The 15,599-nt window shown below is 71.9% G+C and carries 12 protein-coding genes and 1 pseudogene; 5 read left to right on the forward strand and 8 right to left on the reverse strand.

What is annotated here, in order from left to right; all coding sequences use genetic code 11:
* Position 1: 1 nt before the first annotated feature.
* The 4 genes from KALB_RS30845 to KALB_RS30860 all read right to left on the reverse strand — a co-directional run bounded on the left by KALB_RS30845 (position 2) and on the right by KALB_RS30860 (position 4,335).
* On the reverse strand, positions 2-529 hold the full coding sequence (locus tag KALB_RS30845) for a hypothetical protein (RefSeq protein WP_148309721.1): 528 nt from the start codon (positions 527-529) through the stop codon (positions 2-4).
* Positions 530-610: 81 nt separating this feature from the next.
* Positions 611-1,360 carry a hypothetical protein gene (locus tag KALB_RS30850; protein WP_025359537.1) on the reverse strand — a complete coding sequence of 250 codons (750 nt, stop codon included), beginning with the start codon at positions 1,358-1,360 and terminating at the stop codon, positions 611-613.
* Positions 1,344-2,531, reverse strand: coding sequence for a non-hydrolyzing UDP-N-acetylglucosamine 2-epimerase (wecB, locus tag KALB_RS30855; RefSeq protein ID WP_025359538.1), 1,188 nt, complete (start codon positions 2,529-2,531; stop codon positions 1,344-1,346). Before wecB ends, KALB_RS30850 begins: the two co-directional genes overlap by 17 nt.
* Positions 2,532-2,589: 58 nt before the next feature.
* Positions 2,590-4,335, reverse strand: coding sequence for a sigma-70 family RNA polymerase sigma factor (locus KALB_RS30860; RefSeq protein WP_025359539.1), 1,746 nt, complete (start codon positions 4,333-4,335; stop codon positions 2,590-2,592).
* A 422-nt stretch (positions 4,336-4,757) separates the two neighbouring features.
* On the opposite strand from KALB_RS30860, the gene KALB_RS30865 reads away from it, so the two are divergent.
* On the forward strand, positions 4,758-5,318 hold the full coding sequence (locus KALB_RS30865) for a TetR/AcrR family transcriptional regulator (RefSeq protein ID WP_042222763.1): 561 nt from the start codon (positions 4,758-4,760) through the stop codon (positions 5,316-5,318).
* A 65-nt stretch (positions 5,319-5,383) separates the two neighbouring features.
* Here the strand turns inward: KALB_RS30865 and KALB_RS30870 are convergent, their stop codons facing one another.
* Both KALB_RS30870 and KALB_RS30875 read right to left on the reverse strand, forming a co-directional pair.
* Positions 5,384-5,932, reverse strand: a complete 549-nt coding sequence (locus KALB_RS30870; protein WP_025359541.1) for a snapalysin family zinc-dependent metalloprotease — start codon at positions 5,930-5,932, stop codon at positions 5,384-5,386.
* Positions 5,933-5,934: 2 nt separating this feature from the next.
* The gene (locus KALB_RS30875) at positions 5,935-6,630 is read right to left on the reverse strand and encodes a S1 family peptidase (protein ID WP_025359542.1); all 696 of its coding nucleotides are present in this window, start codon (positions 6,628-6,630) and stop codon (positions 5,935-5,937) included.
* 290 nt (positions 6,631-6,920) lie between these two features.
* Between KALB_RS30875 and KALB_RS30880 the strand changes: the two genes are divergently transcribed.
* From KALB_RS30880 to KALB_RS30890, 3 genes are read left to right on the forward strand one after another with little or no spacing between them, the layout of a single operon-like run.
* Complete coding sequence (locus KALB_RS30880) at positions 6,921-8,453, forward strand: tryptophan halogenase family protein (protein ID WP_025359543.1); 1,533 nt, start codon at positions 6,921-6,923, stop codon at positions 8,451-8,453.
* 55 nt (positions 8,454-8,508) lie between these two features.
* Complete coding sequence (locus KALB_RS30885) at positions 8,509-8,988, forward strand: flavin reductase family protein (RefSeq protein WP_025359544.1); 480 nt, start codon at positions 8,509-8,511, stop codon at positions 8,986-8,988.
* Positions 8,989-8,992: 4 nt separating this feature from the next.
* Positions 8,993-10,309: a cation:proton antiporter domain-containing protein gene (locus KALB_RS30890; protein WP_025359545.1), complete on the forward strand. Its 1,317-nt coding sequence runs from the start codon at positions 8,993-8,995 to the stop codon at positions 10,307-10,309.
* Here KALB_RS30890 and KALB_RS30895 read toward each other — a convergent pair.
* Positions 10,299-12,179: pseudogene (locus KALB_RS30895) on the reverse strand (AMP-binding protein); the annotation flags it as partial. The gene KALB_RS30890 and the pseudogene KALB_RS30895 overlap by 11 nt on opposite strands.
* Positions 12,180-12,629: 450 nt before the next feature.
* Between KALB_RS30895 and KALB_RS30900 the strand changes: the two are divergent.
* Positions 12,630-14,459 (forward strand): AfsR/SARP family transcriptional regulator, encoded by a 1,830-nt coding sequence (locus KALB_RS30900; protein WP_025359547.1) that lies wholly within the window; start codon positions 12,630-12,632, stop codon positions 14,457-14,459.
* Positions 14,460-14,644: 185 nt separating this feature from the next.
* Here the strand turns inward: KALB_RS30900 and KALB_RS30905 are convergent, their stop codons facing one another.
* Positions 14,645-15,526 carry a Gfo/Idh/MocA family protein gene (locus KALB_RS30905; RefSeq protein ID WP_025359548.1) on the reverse strand — a complete coding sequence of 294 codons (882 nt, stop codon included), beginning with the start codon at positions 15,524-15,526 and terminating at the stop codon, positions 14,645-14,647.
* Positions 15,527-15,599: the final 73 nt, after the last annotated feature.

Here is a 15,599-nt window from a genome sequence, read left to right on the forward strand (position 1 = left end):
CTCAGGCGGCGGCCCGTGCGGCGCGGGAGTCCCGGCCGATCACGGCGAACACGATGGCGATGGCCAGCACCAGGCCGACCAGGGTGATCACGGTGCCGACCACCCGGTGGCTGATCTCGTACCCGGTCTGCAGGCCCCATTCCCTGCTGGCGAAGGCGATGCCGAGCAGGCGGACCTGGTTGACCGCGACCAGCACCGCGGTGGAGCCGAGCCCGGCCAGCCACACCCTGGCCAGCGACCAGCGCGGCACCTGGGCCAGGAAGGCCAGCAGCAGCAGGAAACCCGCCAGCGGGTAGGCGATCGTGCAGGAGGAGGTGATCTCCAGCCCGAACATGCCCCTGGTGCCCGCGTTGAGGTAGACCACGGCGGCGTCCGAGGAGCTGTACGCGCCGGAGTCGATGGTGGTTCGGGTCAGCGCGGCGAAAAGTTCGGACTCCAGCTGGCGGACACCGCTCCAGGCCAGCAGCAGCCCGGCCGCCGCGAGCAACACCGCCCCGCTGAGCGCACGTGCGATGCGTGACACGGTCATGACCACTCCGATCGAACCGACTTGTGCGACGTGTTCCAGATGCAGCACGGGGCCGGCGGTGACGCGGTTGCGGGAAAAACCTCAGCCGCGAAGGCTGTTGACCAGATCACAGGCCGACTCGTAACGCGCGGGCAGCCGCTGGCTCCAGGCACGGACCCGCGCCGCGGACAGCCCGTCGGCCGCCAGCCGCTGCGCGATGAGCTGGCGCGCGTCCTTGATCCGGCCCTCGGGCAGCGCCGAGGTGCGGACCAGCACGGCGGCCGTGGCCGGGGCGACCAGCGCCTTGGTCTCCCCAGCGTGGAAGACCAGTTGCAGTGCATTGGCCACCAGCACCAGCGCGCTGAGCCGGGACAGCCGGGGCAGTTCGGTCAGGTCCACCGAGACGGCCACCAGGGCGTAACGGTCCGGTGTGGACGTTCCGCGGGCCTGGTCCTCCTGGTACACCTCGGCCAGCCGGGTGCGCAGGTAGGCGCGGGTGACCAACCCGGTGAGCCCGTCGTCCACCCTGGTGCGGCCCAGTCCGCGCACCGCCTCGTCGGCCCAGCCGGTGGCCACCGCGCGCAGCCAGCCGATGGGCAGGTCCTGCTCGACCTGCACCTCGCCGACCAGCGAGTACAGCGCCGTCACGTCCTGCAGGGACTCGCGCAGGTCGCAGCCCGCCCTGGCCCGCGCCCGGCCCAGCCGCCCCAGTGGACCGGTCAGGTCGGCGCCGGAGAGCAGCGCGTCCACCACGTCCTCGGCCTCGCACAGGATCCAGTCGCGCGGGAAGGCCCAGCCGCTGGCGACGCTGCGGTCCCGCCAGCGCAGCAGCACGTCACCGGAGGAGGGCACGGTGCTGTCCCGGCTCGAACCGGTCGGGCAGCCGGGTGTCCAGCCCCAGCAGCACGGCCAGTGCCTCCTCGGTGCGCCGCGCGGCCTGGCCGTCCCCGAAGGGGTTGCCCGCGCTGACCATCGAGGCGGCCACCTCGGGGCTGCTCAGGATGCGGTGCGCCGCGTCGAGGATCAGCTCCTCGTCGGTGCCCACCAGCAGCGCGCAGCCCGCGTCCAGGGCCTCCTGCCGCTCGGTGGACTCGCGCAGCACCAGCACCGGCACGCCGAAACTGGGCGCCTCCTCCTGGATGCCGCCGGAGTCGGACAGCACCAGGGTGCAACTTCCCAGCAGCCGAGCCAGGTCCGAGTACTCCAGCGGCTCGGTGACCAGCACGCGCGGGCAGTCCCGCAGCGCCTCGCGCACCTGCTGGGACACCACGGGGTTGGGGTGTGCGGGCAGCACCACGTCCAGGTCCGGGTAACGCCGTGCGAGGGTGCGCACGCTGGCCAGCACCGAGGCGATCGGGCCGCCCCAGTTCTCCCTGCGGTGCACGGTGACCAGCACCAGTCTGCGCTCCCCGGCGCGGGCGCGGCGCTCCACCTCGACCAGGGCCGGTTCGGTGAAAGCGCGTCCACGGCGGGACACCGTGCGGATCGCGTCCACGACCGTGTTGCCCACGACCAGGGTCCTGTCCTGCGGCACGCCCTCGTCGGCCAGGTGCCGGGCGGCGCGGTCGGTGGGCGGCAGGTGCAGGGCGGCCAGCACGCTCACCAGCCTGCGGTTGGCCTCCTCGGGGAACGGGGAGCCGATGTCGTGCGAGCGCAGCCCGGCTTCCAGGTGCACCACGGGGATCCGCCGCCAGAACGCGGCCAGCGCGGCGGCCACGGTGGTGGCGGTGTCCCCCTGCACGAGCACGGCGCCGGGCCTGTGGCGCGCCCAGAGTCCGTCCAGTTCGGGCAGCAGACCCGAGTACAGCTCGGCTTGTTCGCCGGTTTCCCTGTGCAGCGACAGTTCCACGTCCGGGGTGAGCCCGAAGGCGGCCAGCGCCTGGCGGACCATCGCCGGGTGCTGGCCGCTGGCCACGAGCACCGGGCGGATCCGGCCCGCGCTGAGCAGCTCCAGCGCCACCGGGGCGAGCTTGACGGCCTCCGGACGCGTGCCGCAGACCAGGTGGACCTCGGGGAGCATCATGCGGTACAGATGGAATTGCGGTGCCGCGATGACGCCAGGACGTGCGATGTGAGCCAGGTCACTGGAAGCCGATGGGGAACGAGCGCCGCGTCTCGTCCTCGCCGGACACCACCCGCACCTGCACCGAACTCAGGGCACTGACCAAGGACTGGACGCACACGCTCGTCACGAACTCGCCGCGCGCGGCCACGGTGGCCTTGCAGCGCATCTGCGGGCCGATCACCGTGCAGTGCAGGAAGTCCAGGTTCTCGAACATCGCGCCGGGCGGGCCACTGATCTCGATGGCAGCCTCGGCCGCGGCGTCCCCGGAATTGCTGACGGTCAGCCAGAACTTGGCGATGCGCTGGGCCACGTCGATGGAACCGGCCCGCACCGACCACGGGTTGACGTGCGTGACGTCCACCCGCACCTCACCCAGCCGCGCGCTGGCGGCCCCGTCGGAGACCGAGCCGGTGATGATGCCGTTGGTCGCGGACTTGTCGGCCACCAGCGGCACGGTCAGCATGCTGGACTCGTTGGGCCCCAACCCCTTGGCGCTGCGGCAGGTCAGCGCGGCGTCGCGCTGGGTGCAGGTTCCGTTACCCTGGTACCGCACGCCCGGCGGCAGGGCCAGGGTGGTGCTGAGCACGCCGCTGGCCCGCTCACCGCTGTTGTGCAAGGTGATCGGCAGGTCGACCGGGCTGCCGCCGCGCACCAGCGTCACACTGTCTACTGTGGACTTGATGGCGAAGGCGGCAGGCCGCGGCGGGATGGCGACCGCGCCCGGGGAGTTCGCGGGCGCCGCCGCCGCGGTGGTCGTGGTCGCGGGGCTGGTCGGCGGCAGCGTCCTGACCGCGAACGGGGGCAGGCCCGCGCCGACCGACGTGTCCGGACCGGCCATCGCGGGCAGCATGGCATCGGTGTCCACGGCCACCACACCGATGACCACCGCCGTGACCAGGGCGGCGCTGTGCCAGCCGAGCGCGTGCAGCCAACTGGTCTTCGCCAGGGTGATCGCGGCGGCGGGCGGGGTGCTGGCCAGGTACGAGGCGGCGACCCCGCCCAGCACCAGCGGGCCGACCACGGCGCGCAGGGTCGTGTTGAGGTCGGTGAGCTCCGCGGCCATGCCCCGGCAGCGCCCGCAGCTGTCCAGGTGCGCCTCGACCTGAGCCGTCTCGCGGCGGTTGAGCCCGCCTCGGGTCCACCGGCCCAGCAGCGGCACCGCCGACCGGCAGGCCGTGGACTGGGTCTCGGTCAGGTGTGCCTGGAGGTACTCCTGGCGCAGCCCCTCGCGTGCCCGGTAGGCCAGCGCGGACACGCCGTTGGGCGTGAGCCCGAGCAGGGTCGCGATCTCGGTGACGCTGCTGCCCTCCACCTCGGTGTGCCACAGCACCGCGCGCCAGCGCTCTGGCAACCGGCTGAAGGCCTTCGCCACCAGGGAGCGTTCGGCCGCGGCCAGCACCGGGTCCGGCGGCACCTCCACCGGCTCGTGCCCGGCCATGTCGGCCTGCGGCTTGACCCGGCTGTCCCTGCGGTGCTGCTCGTAGGCGATGTTGCGCAGGGTCGTCAACAGGTAGGTGCGGAACGCGGAGTTCGGTCCGCCGTCCCCGCGCAGCGCGCTGAGCACCCGGGCGAACGCCTCGGCCACCAGGTCGTCGGCCTCCGCCGCGTTACCGGTGAGGTGCCAGGCCAGGTTGTACGCCGAGGTGCTGTGCCGCACGTAGAGCTGGTGGAACGCCTGTCGCTGGCCGGACCGGACCTGGCGGATGAGCTCGTTGTCGCTGTCGGCCCCGGCAGCTGCTGCTGTGACGACGGCAGACGACATTCGGCTCCTCGCGATCGTGAGTGGCGCCCACCTCTGAGAATTGTTGTGCCACATGGCACAACGCACGTCAGCGACGGTACTCATGCCCTCGAACGAGGGTCAACCGAGCTGTCACGCCTCCTCCCCCACCTGGGTTAGCGGCGGGATGTTGATCACACCAGTGAACCGCGAACCCCTTACCCCGCTGACAAACGGTCCACCACGCATGTCATGAAGGTGCCGTATGAGACATCTGATGTCTCATACGGCACCTTCATGACACCGCCGGTGGCGGCGCCAGGGAGTGGTAATTGCGATTTTCGCAATGTAGGCTGACCACCCTGGAGTGGCAATCCTGGTTTCCACTTTGAGGAGGGCTCGTGTCGCAGCGGGCGTACGCGGGGGTGGCACCGGAGCACCGCAGCGCGCAGCGGCGCCAGCGCATGCTGACCGCGGCGCTGGAACTGTTCACCTCGGTGGGCTTCGCGCGCACGAAGATCGTCCAGATCTGCTCGCTGGCCGGGGTGTCCACCCGCAACTTCTACGAGGAGTTCCGCGGCAAGGACCACCTGCTGCTGCTCCTGCACGACAAGATCAACGCGCTGGCCATGCAGCGGGTCACCGAGGCCCTGGACACCGTGGCCGAGGCCGACGCCGTCACCCGGATCTCGGCGCTGCTGGAGGTCTTCGTGGCGGCGATCGCCACCGACCCGAGGCTGCCCCGGCTCAACTACGTGGAGGCCGTCGGGGTCAACGCCGAACTGGAGCGGCAGCACCGGTACTGGGTGGCCCGCTGGGCGGAGTTCATCGAGGCCGAGGCGCGGCGCGCCGCCGAACAGGGCCTGGCCCCGGACCGCGACTACCGGCTCACCGCGATCGCGCTGGTCGGCGCGGGCACCGGGCTGCTGCGCGAGTGGCAGGCGCACGAGCCGCCCCGCCCGGTGGCCGAGGTCGCCGCCGAACTGCGCGGCCTGATGCTGGCGGCGATCACCCGCCCGGTGTGACGTGAAGGTGGCTTTCACTGCGCTGAGCGCAGTGAAAGCCACCTTCACGGCGTGAACGGAGCGGGTCAGAACACGAAGGTGAGCTCCCGCTGGGCGAGCACGGCCAGCGAGCCGCCCGCGTTGCGCTCGACCTGGGCCGCCTCGGTGGAGTGCGGGGCGGTGGTCTTGCACGAGGTGGGCGAGCTGTGCCCGGACATCAGGTAGTCGCAGCGGCCGTTGCGGTTGTCGGGCAGGCCGAGGATGTGGCCCAGCTCGTGGGCGGCGATCCGCGGCGGGTAGAAGCCCTCGTTCACGGCCTCGCGTCCCATGTAGACGGTGCCGCGGCCGAACCCGTTCTGGTAGGTGCGCGGCCAGCCGTCGTCGGCCAGGATCTTGACGCTGGCCTGCCCGCCGGTCGCGGGCTTGAGCTGCACCTTGTGCACGGCGGCGTTCCAGGCGGCGGCGCCCTCGTCCACGGCGGCCTTGAACTCCTGGGAGCCGCTGGCGTCGTAGTACACGGTGCGCGCGGCCACGGCGGCATCAGCGGTGCCGCCGCCGACCAGGCTCAGCGCGGTGAGCGGGAACAGCAGGGCCAACGCGGTGAGCAGGGCGCGGAAGGTCTTGCCTGAGGTCATGGTCAGCTCCCGATCTGCTGGTTGATCCAGTCCAGGTACTGGGCGATACCGGTGTAGAGCGTGCTGGTGGCGCACTCCCCACCGTTGTCGCCGGGGCCGTGCGTCTCGCCGACCAGGGTCCAGTTCCCGGAACCGCCGACGATGGCGGGACCGCCGGAGTCGCCGTGGCAGGCGGAGTGCGCCTGGTCCCCGGAGATGCACACGTCACCGGCACCACCGCCGCCCTCGGCGCACTGGCTGCTGTCGAGCACCTGCAGGTCGATCTCCTGCAGGGTGGACGGGGTCTGGCAGTCCGGCCAGCTGGTGCAGCCCCAGCCGATCAGCCGCGCGCTGGTGCCCGCGCTGGGGTTGGACTGTGCCATGCGCACCGGGGTGGCGCGGGCCGGGCTGGACAGGTGCATCAGGGTGAGGTCGGTGCCGGGCTTGGTGATCCGCTGGTCGATGCGGCCCACCTCACCGCCGGAGTTGTGGTCGGTGGAACCGATCCGACCGGATGAGGCGCTGCCACAGTGGTCCGCGGTGACGATCCACTGTGGAGCGACAAGGCTGCCACCGCAGCCGTTGCTGAGTGCGACCATGAACGAGTACGTCTCGGTGGCATCACCGCCACCGATGATGGCCGGACCAGCGGTCGCGGGCACGGACAGGGCGAGTGTGGCGGCACACGCTCCGAGCGCGGCCAAAACGAGCTTGCGCATACGTCTCTCTCCGTTGGCGGCAGGGGCCGCGGGGACAGGGTGTCGCCCAAGGTGCTCGACCGGCTACCGACCGACAACGGCCAGAAGTAGGGTGGCCTTCACACCGCGATCGTTCACAGTCGTTCCGGTTGCGCGGAACAGCGTGTGAACTGGGTGTTCACCGATGACCACGATGCGTGCTGTGAACGTTCACAGCGGCCGGATGCCTGCGCGTCCGGCGATAAATCTTCAATAGGTCCCCGGGATAGCTTCGCCGCCACCAAAGCCGGACGAGACGGGGGAAGTGCGAAGTGATCAAGTCAGTGGTGATCGTGGGTGGGGGCACGGCGGGCTGGATGAGCGCCACCTACCTCAAGGCGGCCTTCGGTGACCGCCTGCGGGTGACGCTGGTGGAATCCCAGCGGGTCAACAGGATCGGCGTGGGCGAGGCGACGTTCAGCACCGTCCGGCACTTCTTCGACTACCTGGGCCTGCGCGAGCAGGACTGGATGCCGCACTGCTCGGCCTCCTACAAGCTGGCCATCCGCTTCCAGGACTGGCGGGCCAAGGGCCACCACTTCTACCACCCCTTCGAGCGGCTGCGCGTGGCCGACGGCTTCAACCTGGCCGAGTGGTGGCTGGCCGACCGCGGCGAGGACTTCGACCGCAGCTGCTACATCACCCCGCACCTGTGCGAGGCCGAGCGCGCCCCGCGCCTGCTGGACGGCTCGATGTTCGCCGCCAACCTGGACGGTTCGCTGGGCCGCAGCACCCTGGCCGAGCAGCGCGCGCAGTTCCCCTACGCCTACCACTTCGACGCCGACCTGCTCGCCGGTTTCCTGGCCAGGTACGGGGTCGAGCGCGGGGTCCAGCACGTGGTGGACGACGTGGTCGAGGTGGTGCAGGACCAGCGCGGCTGGATCAGCGGGGTGCGCACCAAGGAGCAGGGCCTGGTCGAGGGCGACCTGTTCGTGGACTGCACCGGGTTCCGCGGGCTGCTGATCAACCAGACGCTGCGGGAGCAGTTCGAGTCCTTCACCGACGTGCTGCCCAACGACCGCGCCGTCGCGCTGCGCGTGCCGCAGGACATGGCGGCCACCGGGATGCGCCCCTACACCACCGCCACGGCGATGGACGCCGGCTGGATCTGGAACATCCCGCTGTTCAACCGCGTGGGCACCGGCTACGTCTACGCCGAGGAGTTCTGCTCGCCAGAGGAGGCCGAGCGCACGCTGCGCCAGGTCGCCGCGCCGGGCCGCGATGACCTGGAGGCCAACCACATCCGCATGCGGATCGGCCGCAACCGGCGGTCCTGGGTGAACAACTGCGTGGCGGTCGGCCTGTCCAGCGGGTTCGTGGAGCCGCTGGAGTCCACCGGGATCTTCTTCATCCAGCACGCGATCGAGCAGCTGGTGCGGCACTTCCCCGACGAGCGCTGGGATCCCGCGCTGGTGGCCGACTACAACAACCGGGTGGCCCACGTCATCGACGGGGTCAAGGAGTTCCTGGTGCTGCACTACCGGGCCGCCGCCCGCGACGACACGCCGTACTGGAAGGAGGCCAAGGTCAGGAAGATCCCGGACGGCCTGGCCGAGCGGCTGGAGCTGGCCACCTCGCACCTGCTGGACGAGGAGACGATCTACCCGTACTACCACGGGTTCGAGATGTACTCCTGGAACACGATGCTGCTGGGCCTTGGCTGGCAGCCCGAGCGGGCCAAGCCCGCGCTGGCACACCTGGACCCGGCCGCGGCGCGGCGCGAGTTCGCCCAGCTGCGCGCGGACGCCGAGCAGCTGGTGGCCGCGCTGCCCAGCTGCCGCGAGTACCTCGCGACGATCCACTGACCCCAGGAGGGACGCACCGATGGTCGCCCCACCCGTGTCCAGACATGTGTCCACTATGGACTACCGGACCCTGATGAGCGCGTTCCCCAGCGGGGTCAGCGTGATCACCGCGGTGGACGCCGACGGCCACCCGCACGGCCTGACCTGCACCTCGCTGTCCAGCGTGACGCTGAACCCGCCGACCCTGCTGGCCTGCCTGAACACCCGAAGCCCCGCGCTGGCCGCACTGCGGGCAGTCGGGGAGTTCGCGGTGAACCTGTTGCACGCCAAGGGACAGCGGGCGGCCGAGGTGTTCTCCTCGCCGGTGGCCGACCGGTTCTCCCTGCTGCCATGGCGGCGCACCGAGCGCGCTGGTCTGCCCTGGCTGACCGAGCACGCCTTCGCCGTGGCCGAGTGCGCGGTCTCGCACATCAGGGTGGTCGGCGACCACGCGGTGGTCTTCGGCGAGGTGCACACGGTCACCCAGGACCAGGACCGGCCGCTGCTGTACGGATTGCGGCGGTTCACCGGTTGGTCGGCGGAAGGCGAGGTGTGAGGCCGTGGCCGTGGTGAGCCGGAACCGGCGGCGGACCGGCGCGGGCGTGTTGGTGGGCCTGCTCGTGCTCGGCGGGGTGCTCGCCGGGTTCGGGCCGGGCCTGCTGCACGGCCCCGCACTGGACCCGGTCGCCGGTTTCCTGTTGGCGGTGGCCGTCATCGTGCTGGTGTGCCACCTGTTCGGCGCCGCGGCCCGGCGACTGGGGCAGCCCGCCGTGATCGGTGAGATCCTCGGCGGGCTGCTGCTCGGGCCCTCCGCGCTGGGCGCGCTGTGGCCGCAGGGCTGGCACTGGCTGTTCCCCGCGCAGTCCCTCGGCGCGCTGGGCCTGGCCGGGCAGATGGGCCTGGTGACGTTCATCTTCCTGCTGGGCAGCGAACTCCGGCTCGACACGCTGGGCGGCAGGGCCCGTCGCGGGACCGCACTGGTCACCGCGGGGGCCGTTGGCGTGCCGCTGCTGGTCGGCATGGCCGTGGCGCTGCCCGCGCACGACCTCGTGGCGGGCAGTTCCCCGAACAGCACGGCGTACGTGGTGTTCTTCGGGCTGGCGATGTCGATCACCGCCCTGCCCGTGCTCGCGCGCATCCTGGTGGACCTGGACCTCCAGCGCTCGCCGACGGGGGTGCTCGCGCTGACCTGCGCCGCCATCGGGGACGGCACGGCCTGGGCCGCGCTGACGGTGCTGCTGGCCGTGACCGGGGTGGGCGGCACCGGGCGCACGCTGACCACCGTCGCACTGGCGGTCGGCCTGGTCCTGGTGACGCTGCTGCTCGTGCGGCCACTGCTGGCGGCGCTGGTCGCCCGCGCCGACCGGAACCTGGTGCTGCCGGTGCTCGCCGCGGGCGCGATCGGCTACGCCGCGACGACCCAGTTCATCGGGCTGCACGCGGTGATCGGCGCCTTCCTGTTCGGCCTGGCCGTGCCGCGCGACTCGCCCGCGGTGGACCAGCTGCGCCGTCAGCTGGAGGGCTTCTCCGTGACGCTGCTGCTGCCGCTGTTCTTCGCGGGCATCGGGCTGAGCACCTCGGTCGGCCTGCTGGGCGGGTCGGCGGCACACTGGGTGCTGTTCGGCGCGGTGCTGCTGGCGGCCAGCGCGAGCAAGTTCCTCGGCACCAGCGGGGCCGCGCGGCTGGCCGGGCTGCCCACCAGGCAGGCGCTGGGCCTTGGCGCGCTGATGAACTGCCGCGGCGTGACCGAACTCGTGGTCGCCAGCATCGGCTACCAGTACCACCTGGTCAACGAGTTCGGCCTGACCGTGCTGGTGCTGCTCGCGCTGATCACCACCGCGCTGACCGGCCCGCTGATGCGGCTGATCAACCGCTGACCACCACCAGCGTCGTGGGCACCATGTACTCCGGGAGCTCACGGCGCAGGTGGGCGCGCACCGAGTCGAGCAGCCTGCCGGTGGGCCGCCAGGGCATCGGGTCGCTGGTCAGCTCGCGCCCGGAGTGCGGCCCCGGCAGGTACAGGTCGTCGAACACCCCGGGCCCCAGGTGCTCGCGGGCCACCAGCACGGCGTCGAACCGGTCCGGCCGCGCGGACCAGGTCGTGGCGGCCCAGTACTCCAGGCCCTCGGCCAGTTCGTGCAGCCGCTCGGGGTCGATCCCGTCGTCCACCAGCCTGCGATTGTCCACTCCGGACAGTCGGACCCTGGCGGGCCGCACCAGTTCCAGGTGTTCGGCCAGCTCACCGAGATCGCTCACGGCCAGCACCGGCACCTCGCGCAGGCTCACCGTGTCCACGCCGTGCTTGCGCAGCACCACGTCGTAGCGGCAGCGGGACAGCTCCCCGTGGTGCACGGCGCGCTTGAGCCGCAGGTCCACCGAGTCCACGTCCGGGACCTGCTCGCGCAGCGCGGCGAAGAAGTCCGGGTCCACCAGCAGTTCCGGCTGCTCGGCTGGCAGCAGGCGCGGGTTGCGCAGGTCGCCGACGAACACCGCGCCACCGGGTGCCAGCAGGGCGACGACCTTGGTCAGCACCGCCGCCAGGTAGGCCCCGCTGGGGAAGCGCTGGGCCACCGCGTTGACGATCACGGTGTCGAAGAAACCGGCGGGCAGCCCGTCCACCTCGTCGGCGGCCTGCTGCCACAGCTCGACCTTGCTCGCCAGCCGGGAGTCCTCAGCGACGGCGGCGCGCATCCTCGCGATGGCCTCCGGCGAGACCTCGGTCCCCCAGTACGACTCGCAGTGCGGTGCGACGCGCCCGAGCACCAGACCGCCGTCGAAGCCGATCTCCAGCACCCGCCTCGGCCGCAGCGACAGGATGCGCGCCACGGTGGCGTCCTGCCACTCCCAGGTCTGCTCGGGCTCGGTCAGCGGCGGGTCCGCCGCGAACTCGCCGAGCACCACCTCGTTGGGCACCAGGTGGCAGACCGAGCCCAGCACCAGCGCCCTGGTCACCCCGGGGTGGGCCGCCGCCACGGCCGCGACCTCGTGCGGGTCCACCGGCAGGCCGTGCCCGTCGAGGAACTCCAGCCCGCCCTCCGCGGTGCGCCGCACGAGGTTGCCGGTGCGGTACATGCGCTCGCCGGGGGCGCCGAACGGGCAGGCCACGAACCGGGCCGCGGTCGCGGCGGGCCGCCCGTGGTAGCCCCTGGCCAGCCCGGTCCCCGAGGCGTACAGCTGCCCCTCGGTACCTACCGGGACGGGCCGCAGCCGCTCGTCGAGCACGTGCACCCGCGTGTCCGCCCCGGGCAGCACCGGCCAGCCGGTGATCTCCAACTCCTCGGCCCGCACGGTGTCGCCGCAGGTCAGCGGCCCGTAGACGGGGTGCCCCCTGGCCCAGTGCAGGTGGTCGACCAGCGCGCTGTGCTCCAGGACCACGCCCTCGGGCGGCACCAGGTAGGCGGCGCTGCGCGGCAGGACCCGCGCGGGCAGGTCGGTGTCCGGGTGGGCCAGCAGCCCGGGGTCGTCCAGCCGCAGCTCGGACAGCACGCGGTCGGGCCGCACCTCGGCGGGCTGGTCGGCGGGCGCGACCAGCGAGGCCGCACCGGACTTCAGCACCGCGAGCAGGGCCACGACCAGTTCGACCGAGCGGGGCAGTGCCAGCACCACCACCCGCTCCGGGCCCAGTCCGCTGGCGAGCAGGTGCCTGGCCAGCTGGTTGGCCCGCGCGTTGAGCTCCGCGTAGCTGAGCTGGTCCGCGCCGCAGGTGACCGCGGGGGCGTGCGGTGTTCGAGCCGCCTGCTGCTGCACCGCCTGCTGCAGACAGTCCCACCCGTACCGCCCCATACCTGCGACTCCTCGTGCGTCACGCATTCACCGAATGTGGTGAAACGTACAAGGATGAATTTTCAAGGGCTTATCGCCGCCGCCGTGGCGGCCCCGGGCAGAAGCGTCCACGGAAAACATACGACAGGCGCTTTTCATCTCGTTATCGCCTGGCTTTTCGAGGCGGGAACGCGCTCTCACCAGCACCGAGGAGCGAAGGCGTTTCACCTTGACCGCGCCGGGACCGGTCCCGGCGGCGACTGCCACCGTGACTTCAGCTCACGGTCACCGGGCCCGCCTTGTCAACGGGTTGCGCCGTAGATAGGGTTTCTCATCGAACACCTGGGTGGGGTGGCTGTGGGGACAGCCATCAGGCGTTCGGCAATTGTTACAACAAGTAAGACCATTTTTATCGCCGTGGACTGGGGGGTTCGGATGAGTGGTCGTTTGAGTTTTCACCTGCTCGGCGCGCTGGAGGTGCGCGCCGGAGATCAGCGGGTGGTGATCGGCGGGCCCAGGCAGCGCACCGTGCTCGCGATGCTGCTGCTGGCGGCGGACCGCGTGGTGTCGGTGGACAGCCTCGTGGAGTCGATGTGGAACGGCCGGCCACCGGCCACCGGCCGGACCCAGGTGGCGATCTGCGTCGCCGGCCTGCGCAAGACCTTCAAGGCGGCGGGCTGCGCCGAGGACGTGATCGTCACCGCCTCCCCCGGCTACATGCTGGTGACCGGCAGGCACCGCATCGACGCCGCCGAGTTCACCAGCCAGGCCCTGCGGGCGCACGAGGCCGAGCAGGCCGGGGACCTCACCCAGGCCGCCGACCTGCTGGGGGCCGCGCTGAACCTGTGGCGCGGGCCGGCGCTGGCCGGCGTCAGCGGGTATGCCGTGGAGATCGAGGCGGCACGCCTGGAGGAGCAGCGGCTGACCGCCGTGGAGATGCGCTCGGCGCTGCGGCTGGAACTGGGCCAGCACCGCAGGCTGATCAGCGAGCTGGCCGCGGTGGTGCGCCAGCACCCGCTGCGCGAGCAGGCGCGGGCGCACCTGATGACCGCGCAGTACCGCGCGGGCAGACGGGCCGAGGCACTGGAGACCTTCCGCGAGGGGCGGGAGCGTTCCATCGAGGAGATCGGCATGGAGCCGGGTCCCGCGCTGCAACGCCTACAGGACCTGATCCTGCGCGACGACCCCACGCTGATGGGCTGCGCCGCCACCGCCTCCCGCTACAGCAGCCCCGTGGTGCCCGCGCAGCTGCCGCCCGACGTACCCGGTTTCCTCGGCCGGGACGCCGAGCTGTCCGCACTGCACGAGCTGCTGGACCAGTCCCCCGCCACCGGCTTCGTCACCGGGGCCGCCGGGGTCGGCAAGACCGGGCTGGCGCTGCACTGGGCGCACCAGGTGGCCGACCGGTTCCCGGACGGCCAGCTGTTCACCGACCTGCACGGCTACGACCGCGAGGGCGAGCCCACCGATCCCAGCTCCGCGCTGGCCAGCTTCCTGCGCGCCCTGGGCGTGCCCGACGCGCAGATCCCCACCGAGCTGCACGACCGCGCCGCGCTGTACCGCAGCATCCTGGACGGCAGGCGAGTCCTGATCATCCTGGACAACGCGCGCAGCTTCGCCCAGGTGCTGCCCCTGTTGCCCGGCAACGGGAACTGCTGCCTGGTCGTCACCGGCCGCAGGCCGCTGGCCGAGCTGCTCGGCAGCCACGGCGCCACCATGGTGCACCTGAGCGCCCTGGCCAGCCAGGACGCCGTGGCCCTGCTGGACTCCGTGGTCGGCGACGACCGGATCACCGAGGACCCCGAGGGCGCCGACCGCCTGGTGCGCCTGTGCGACCGGCTGCCGCTGGCCCTGCGCATCGCCGCCGCCAAGCTCGCCACCAAACCGCACTGGACCGTCGGGCACCTGGTGCGCCGCATGGAGGACAACGGCTGCCGGCTCGACGAGTTCGACGGGGCCAGCCAGGACCTGCGCGGCAGCTTCGAACCCAGCTACCGCGACCTGAGCCCCGACGCCGCCCGCCTCTACCGCCGGCTCGGCCTGCTCGACGCCCCCGACTTCCCCGCCTGGGTCGGCGCCGCCCTGCTGGACACCAGCCTCGCCGAGGCCGAGCGGTTGATCGAGCAGCTCATCGACGCCCAGCTGGTGGAGGTCAGCGCCTCCGGCGGGGAGAACCTGCGCTACCGGCTCAACGACCTGCTGCGCCTGCACGCCAGGGAGCACGCCTGGCTGGAGGAGGCCAGGGTGCACGGCTCCGTCGTGTAGCCCTGCCCGTGCGGCTGGGCCGGTCCGGCCCAGCCGCTGAGCAGAACCCGGTCAGGCAGCGGGATTCGCGCTCCCCAGAACGGGACTCGCGCTCCGGACAGCGGGACACGCCGTACCGGAACGTCCGACACACCGCACCGGAACGTCCGACACGCGCTGTCGCGAGCGCCGACACGCGGCCGGGGTCAGGCGGCCCGCACGAGGCGCTCGCACAGCTCGTGGGTGCGCAGCGCGTCCTCGGCGTCGAGCAGCGTGCCCGCGCGCACGGCCTCGAGAAAGGCCAGCACGATCTGCTCGATGCCGCGCTGCCGGGCGACCGGGGTCCAGTCGCCACGGCGGTGCGGCACACCGGAGTCGACGACCTCGGCGAGGTTGACCACCCGCCGGGTGCGGTCCCCGCCGGAGACCTCCAGCACCTCCTCGGCCACTCCCCCGCGCCGGTTCATGGTGCCGATCGCGGTGAAGCCGTCCCCGGACAGGTGCAGCACCGCGTGGTCCAGCAGCCCGTCGCGCACTCGGGTCCGCACGTCCACGTGCTCGACCTCACCGGGTGCCAGGAAGCGCAGCGTGTCCACCACGTGGATGAAGTCGTCGTAGGCGAACGAGCGCGCCCGCTCGGGCAGGTTGACCCGGTTCTTCCGCAGCAGGATCAGGTCACGCGGGTGGTCGAGGCACTGCGCGTAGCCCGGGGCGTACCGCCGGTTGAAGCCGACCATCAGGCTGACCCCGCGCCGCTGGGCCAACTGGACGAGCCGCTCGCAGGCGGCCAGCTCGTCCGACAGCGGCTTGTCCACGTAGGTGGGCACCCCGGCCTCGAGCAGGTGCGTGACGATCTCGGCGTGGGTCGAGGTCGGCGAGTGCACGAAGGCCGCGTCCAGGCCCGCGCTCAGCAGCGAGTCCAGGGTGGAGTGCCGGTGCAGCTCCGGGATCCGGTGGGTGTCACCGACCCGCCGCACGGTGGCCGCGGTCCGCGAGTGCAGGTGCGGCTCGACCCCGGCGATCGTGGTCAACACCGGTAGGTACGCCTTCTCCGCGATGTCACCGAGCCCGATGCAACCGACCTTCACCGACCACTCACCGTCCAGAACTCGTGTGCCCCTCGACCGGGCGAGAACCCCGCCCGACGCACCCTATCCGCCG

Origin of the sequence: Kutzneria viridogrisea DSM 43870, from assembly GCF_000525635.1 — a bacterium.
In the GTDB taxonomy this organism is placed as follows: domain Bacteria; phylum Actinomycetota; class Actinomycetes; order Mycobacteriales; family Pseudonocardiaceae; genus Kutzneria; species Kutzneria viridogrisea.

Coding starts and splice junctions, on each gene's coding strand:
- KALB_RS30845 (WP_148309721.1), bottom strand. CDS start 529: ATGACCGTGTCACGCATCGCACGTGCGCTCAGCGGGGCGGTGTTGCTC.
- wecB (WP_025359538.1), bottom strand. CDS start 2,531: ATGATGCTCCCCGAGGTCCACCTGGTCTGCGGCACGCGTCCGGAGGCC.
- KALB_RS30860 (WP_025359539.1), bottom strand. CDS start 4,335: ATGTCGTCTGCCGTCGTCACAGCAGCAGCTGCCGGGGCCGACAGCGAC.
- KALB_RS30865 (WP_042222763.1), top strand. CDS start 4,758: ATGCTGACCGCGGCGCTGGAACTGTTCACCTCGGTGGGCTTCGCGCGC.
- KALB_RS30870 (WP_025359541.1), bottom strand. CDS start 5,932: ATGACCTCAGGCAAGACCTTCCGCGCCCTGCTCACCGCGTTGGCCCTG.
- KALB_RS30875 (WP_025359542.1), bottom strand. CDS start 6,630: ATGCGCAAGCTCGTTTTGGCCGCGCTCGGAGCGTGTGCCGCCACACTC.
- KALB_RS30885 (WP_025359544.1), top strand. CDS start 8,509: ATGGACTACCGGACCCTGATGAGCGCGTTCCCCAGCGGGGTCAGCGTG.
- KALB_RS30900 (WP_025359547.1), top strand. CDS start 12,630: ATGAGTGGTCGTTTGAGTTTTCACCTGCTCGGCGCGCTGGAGGTGCGC.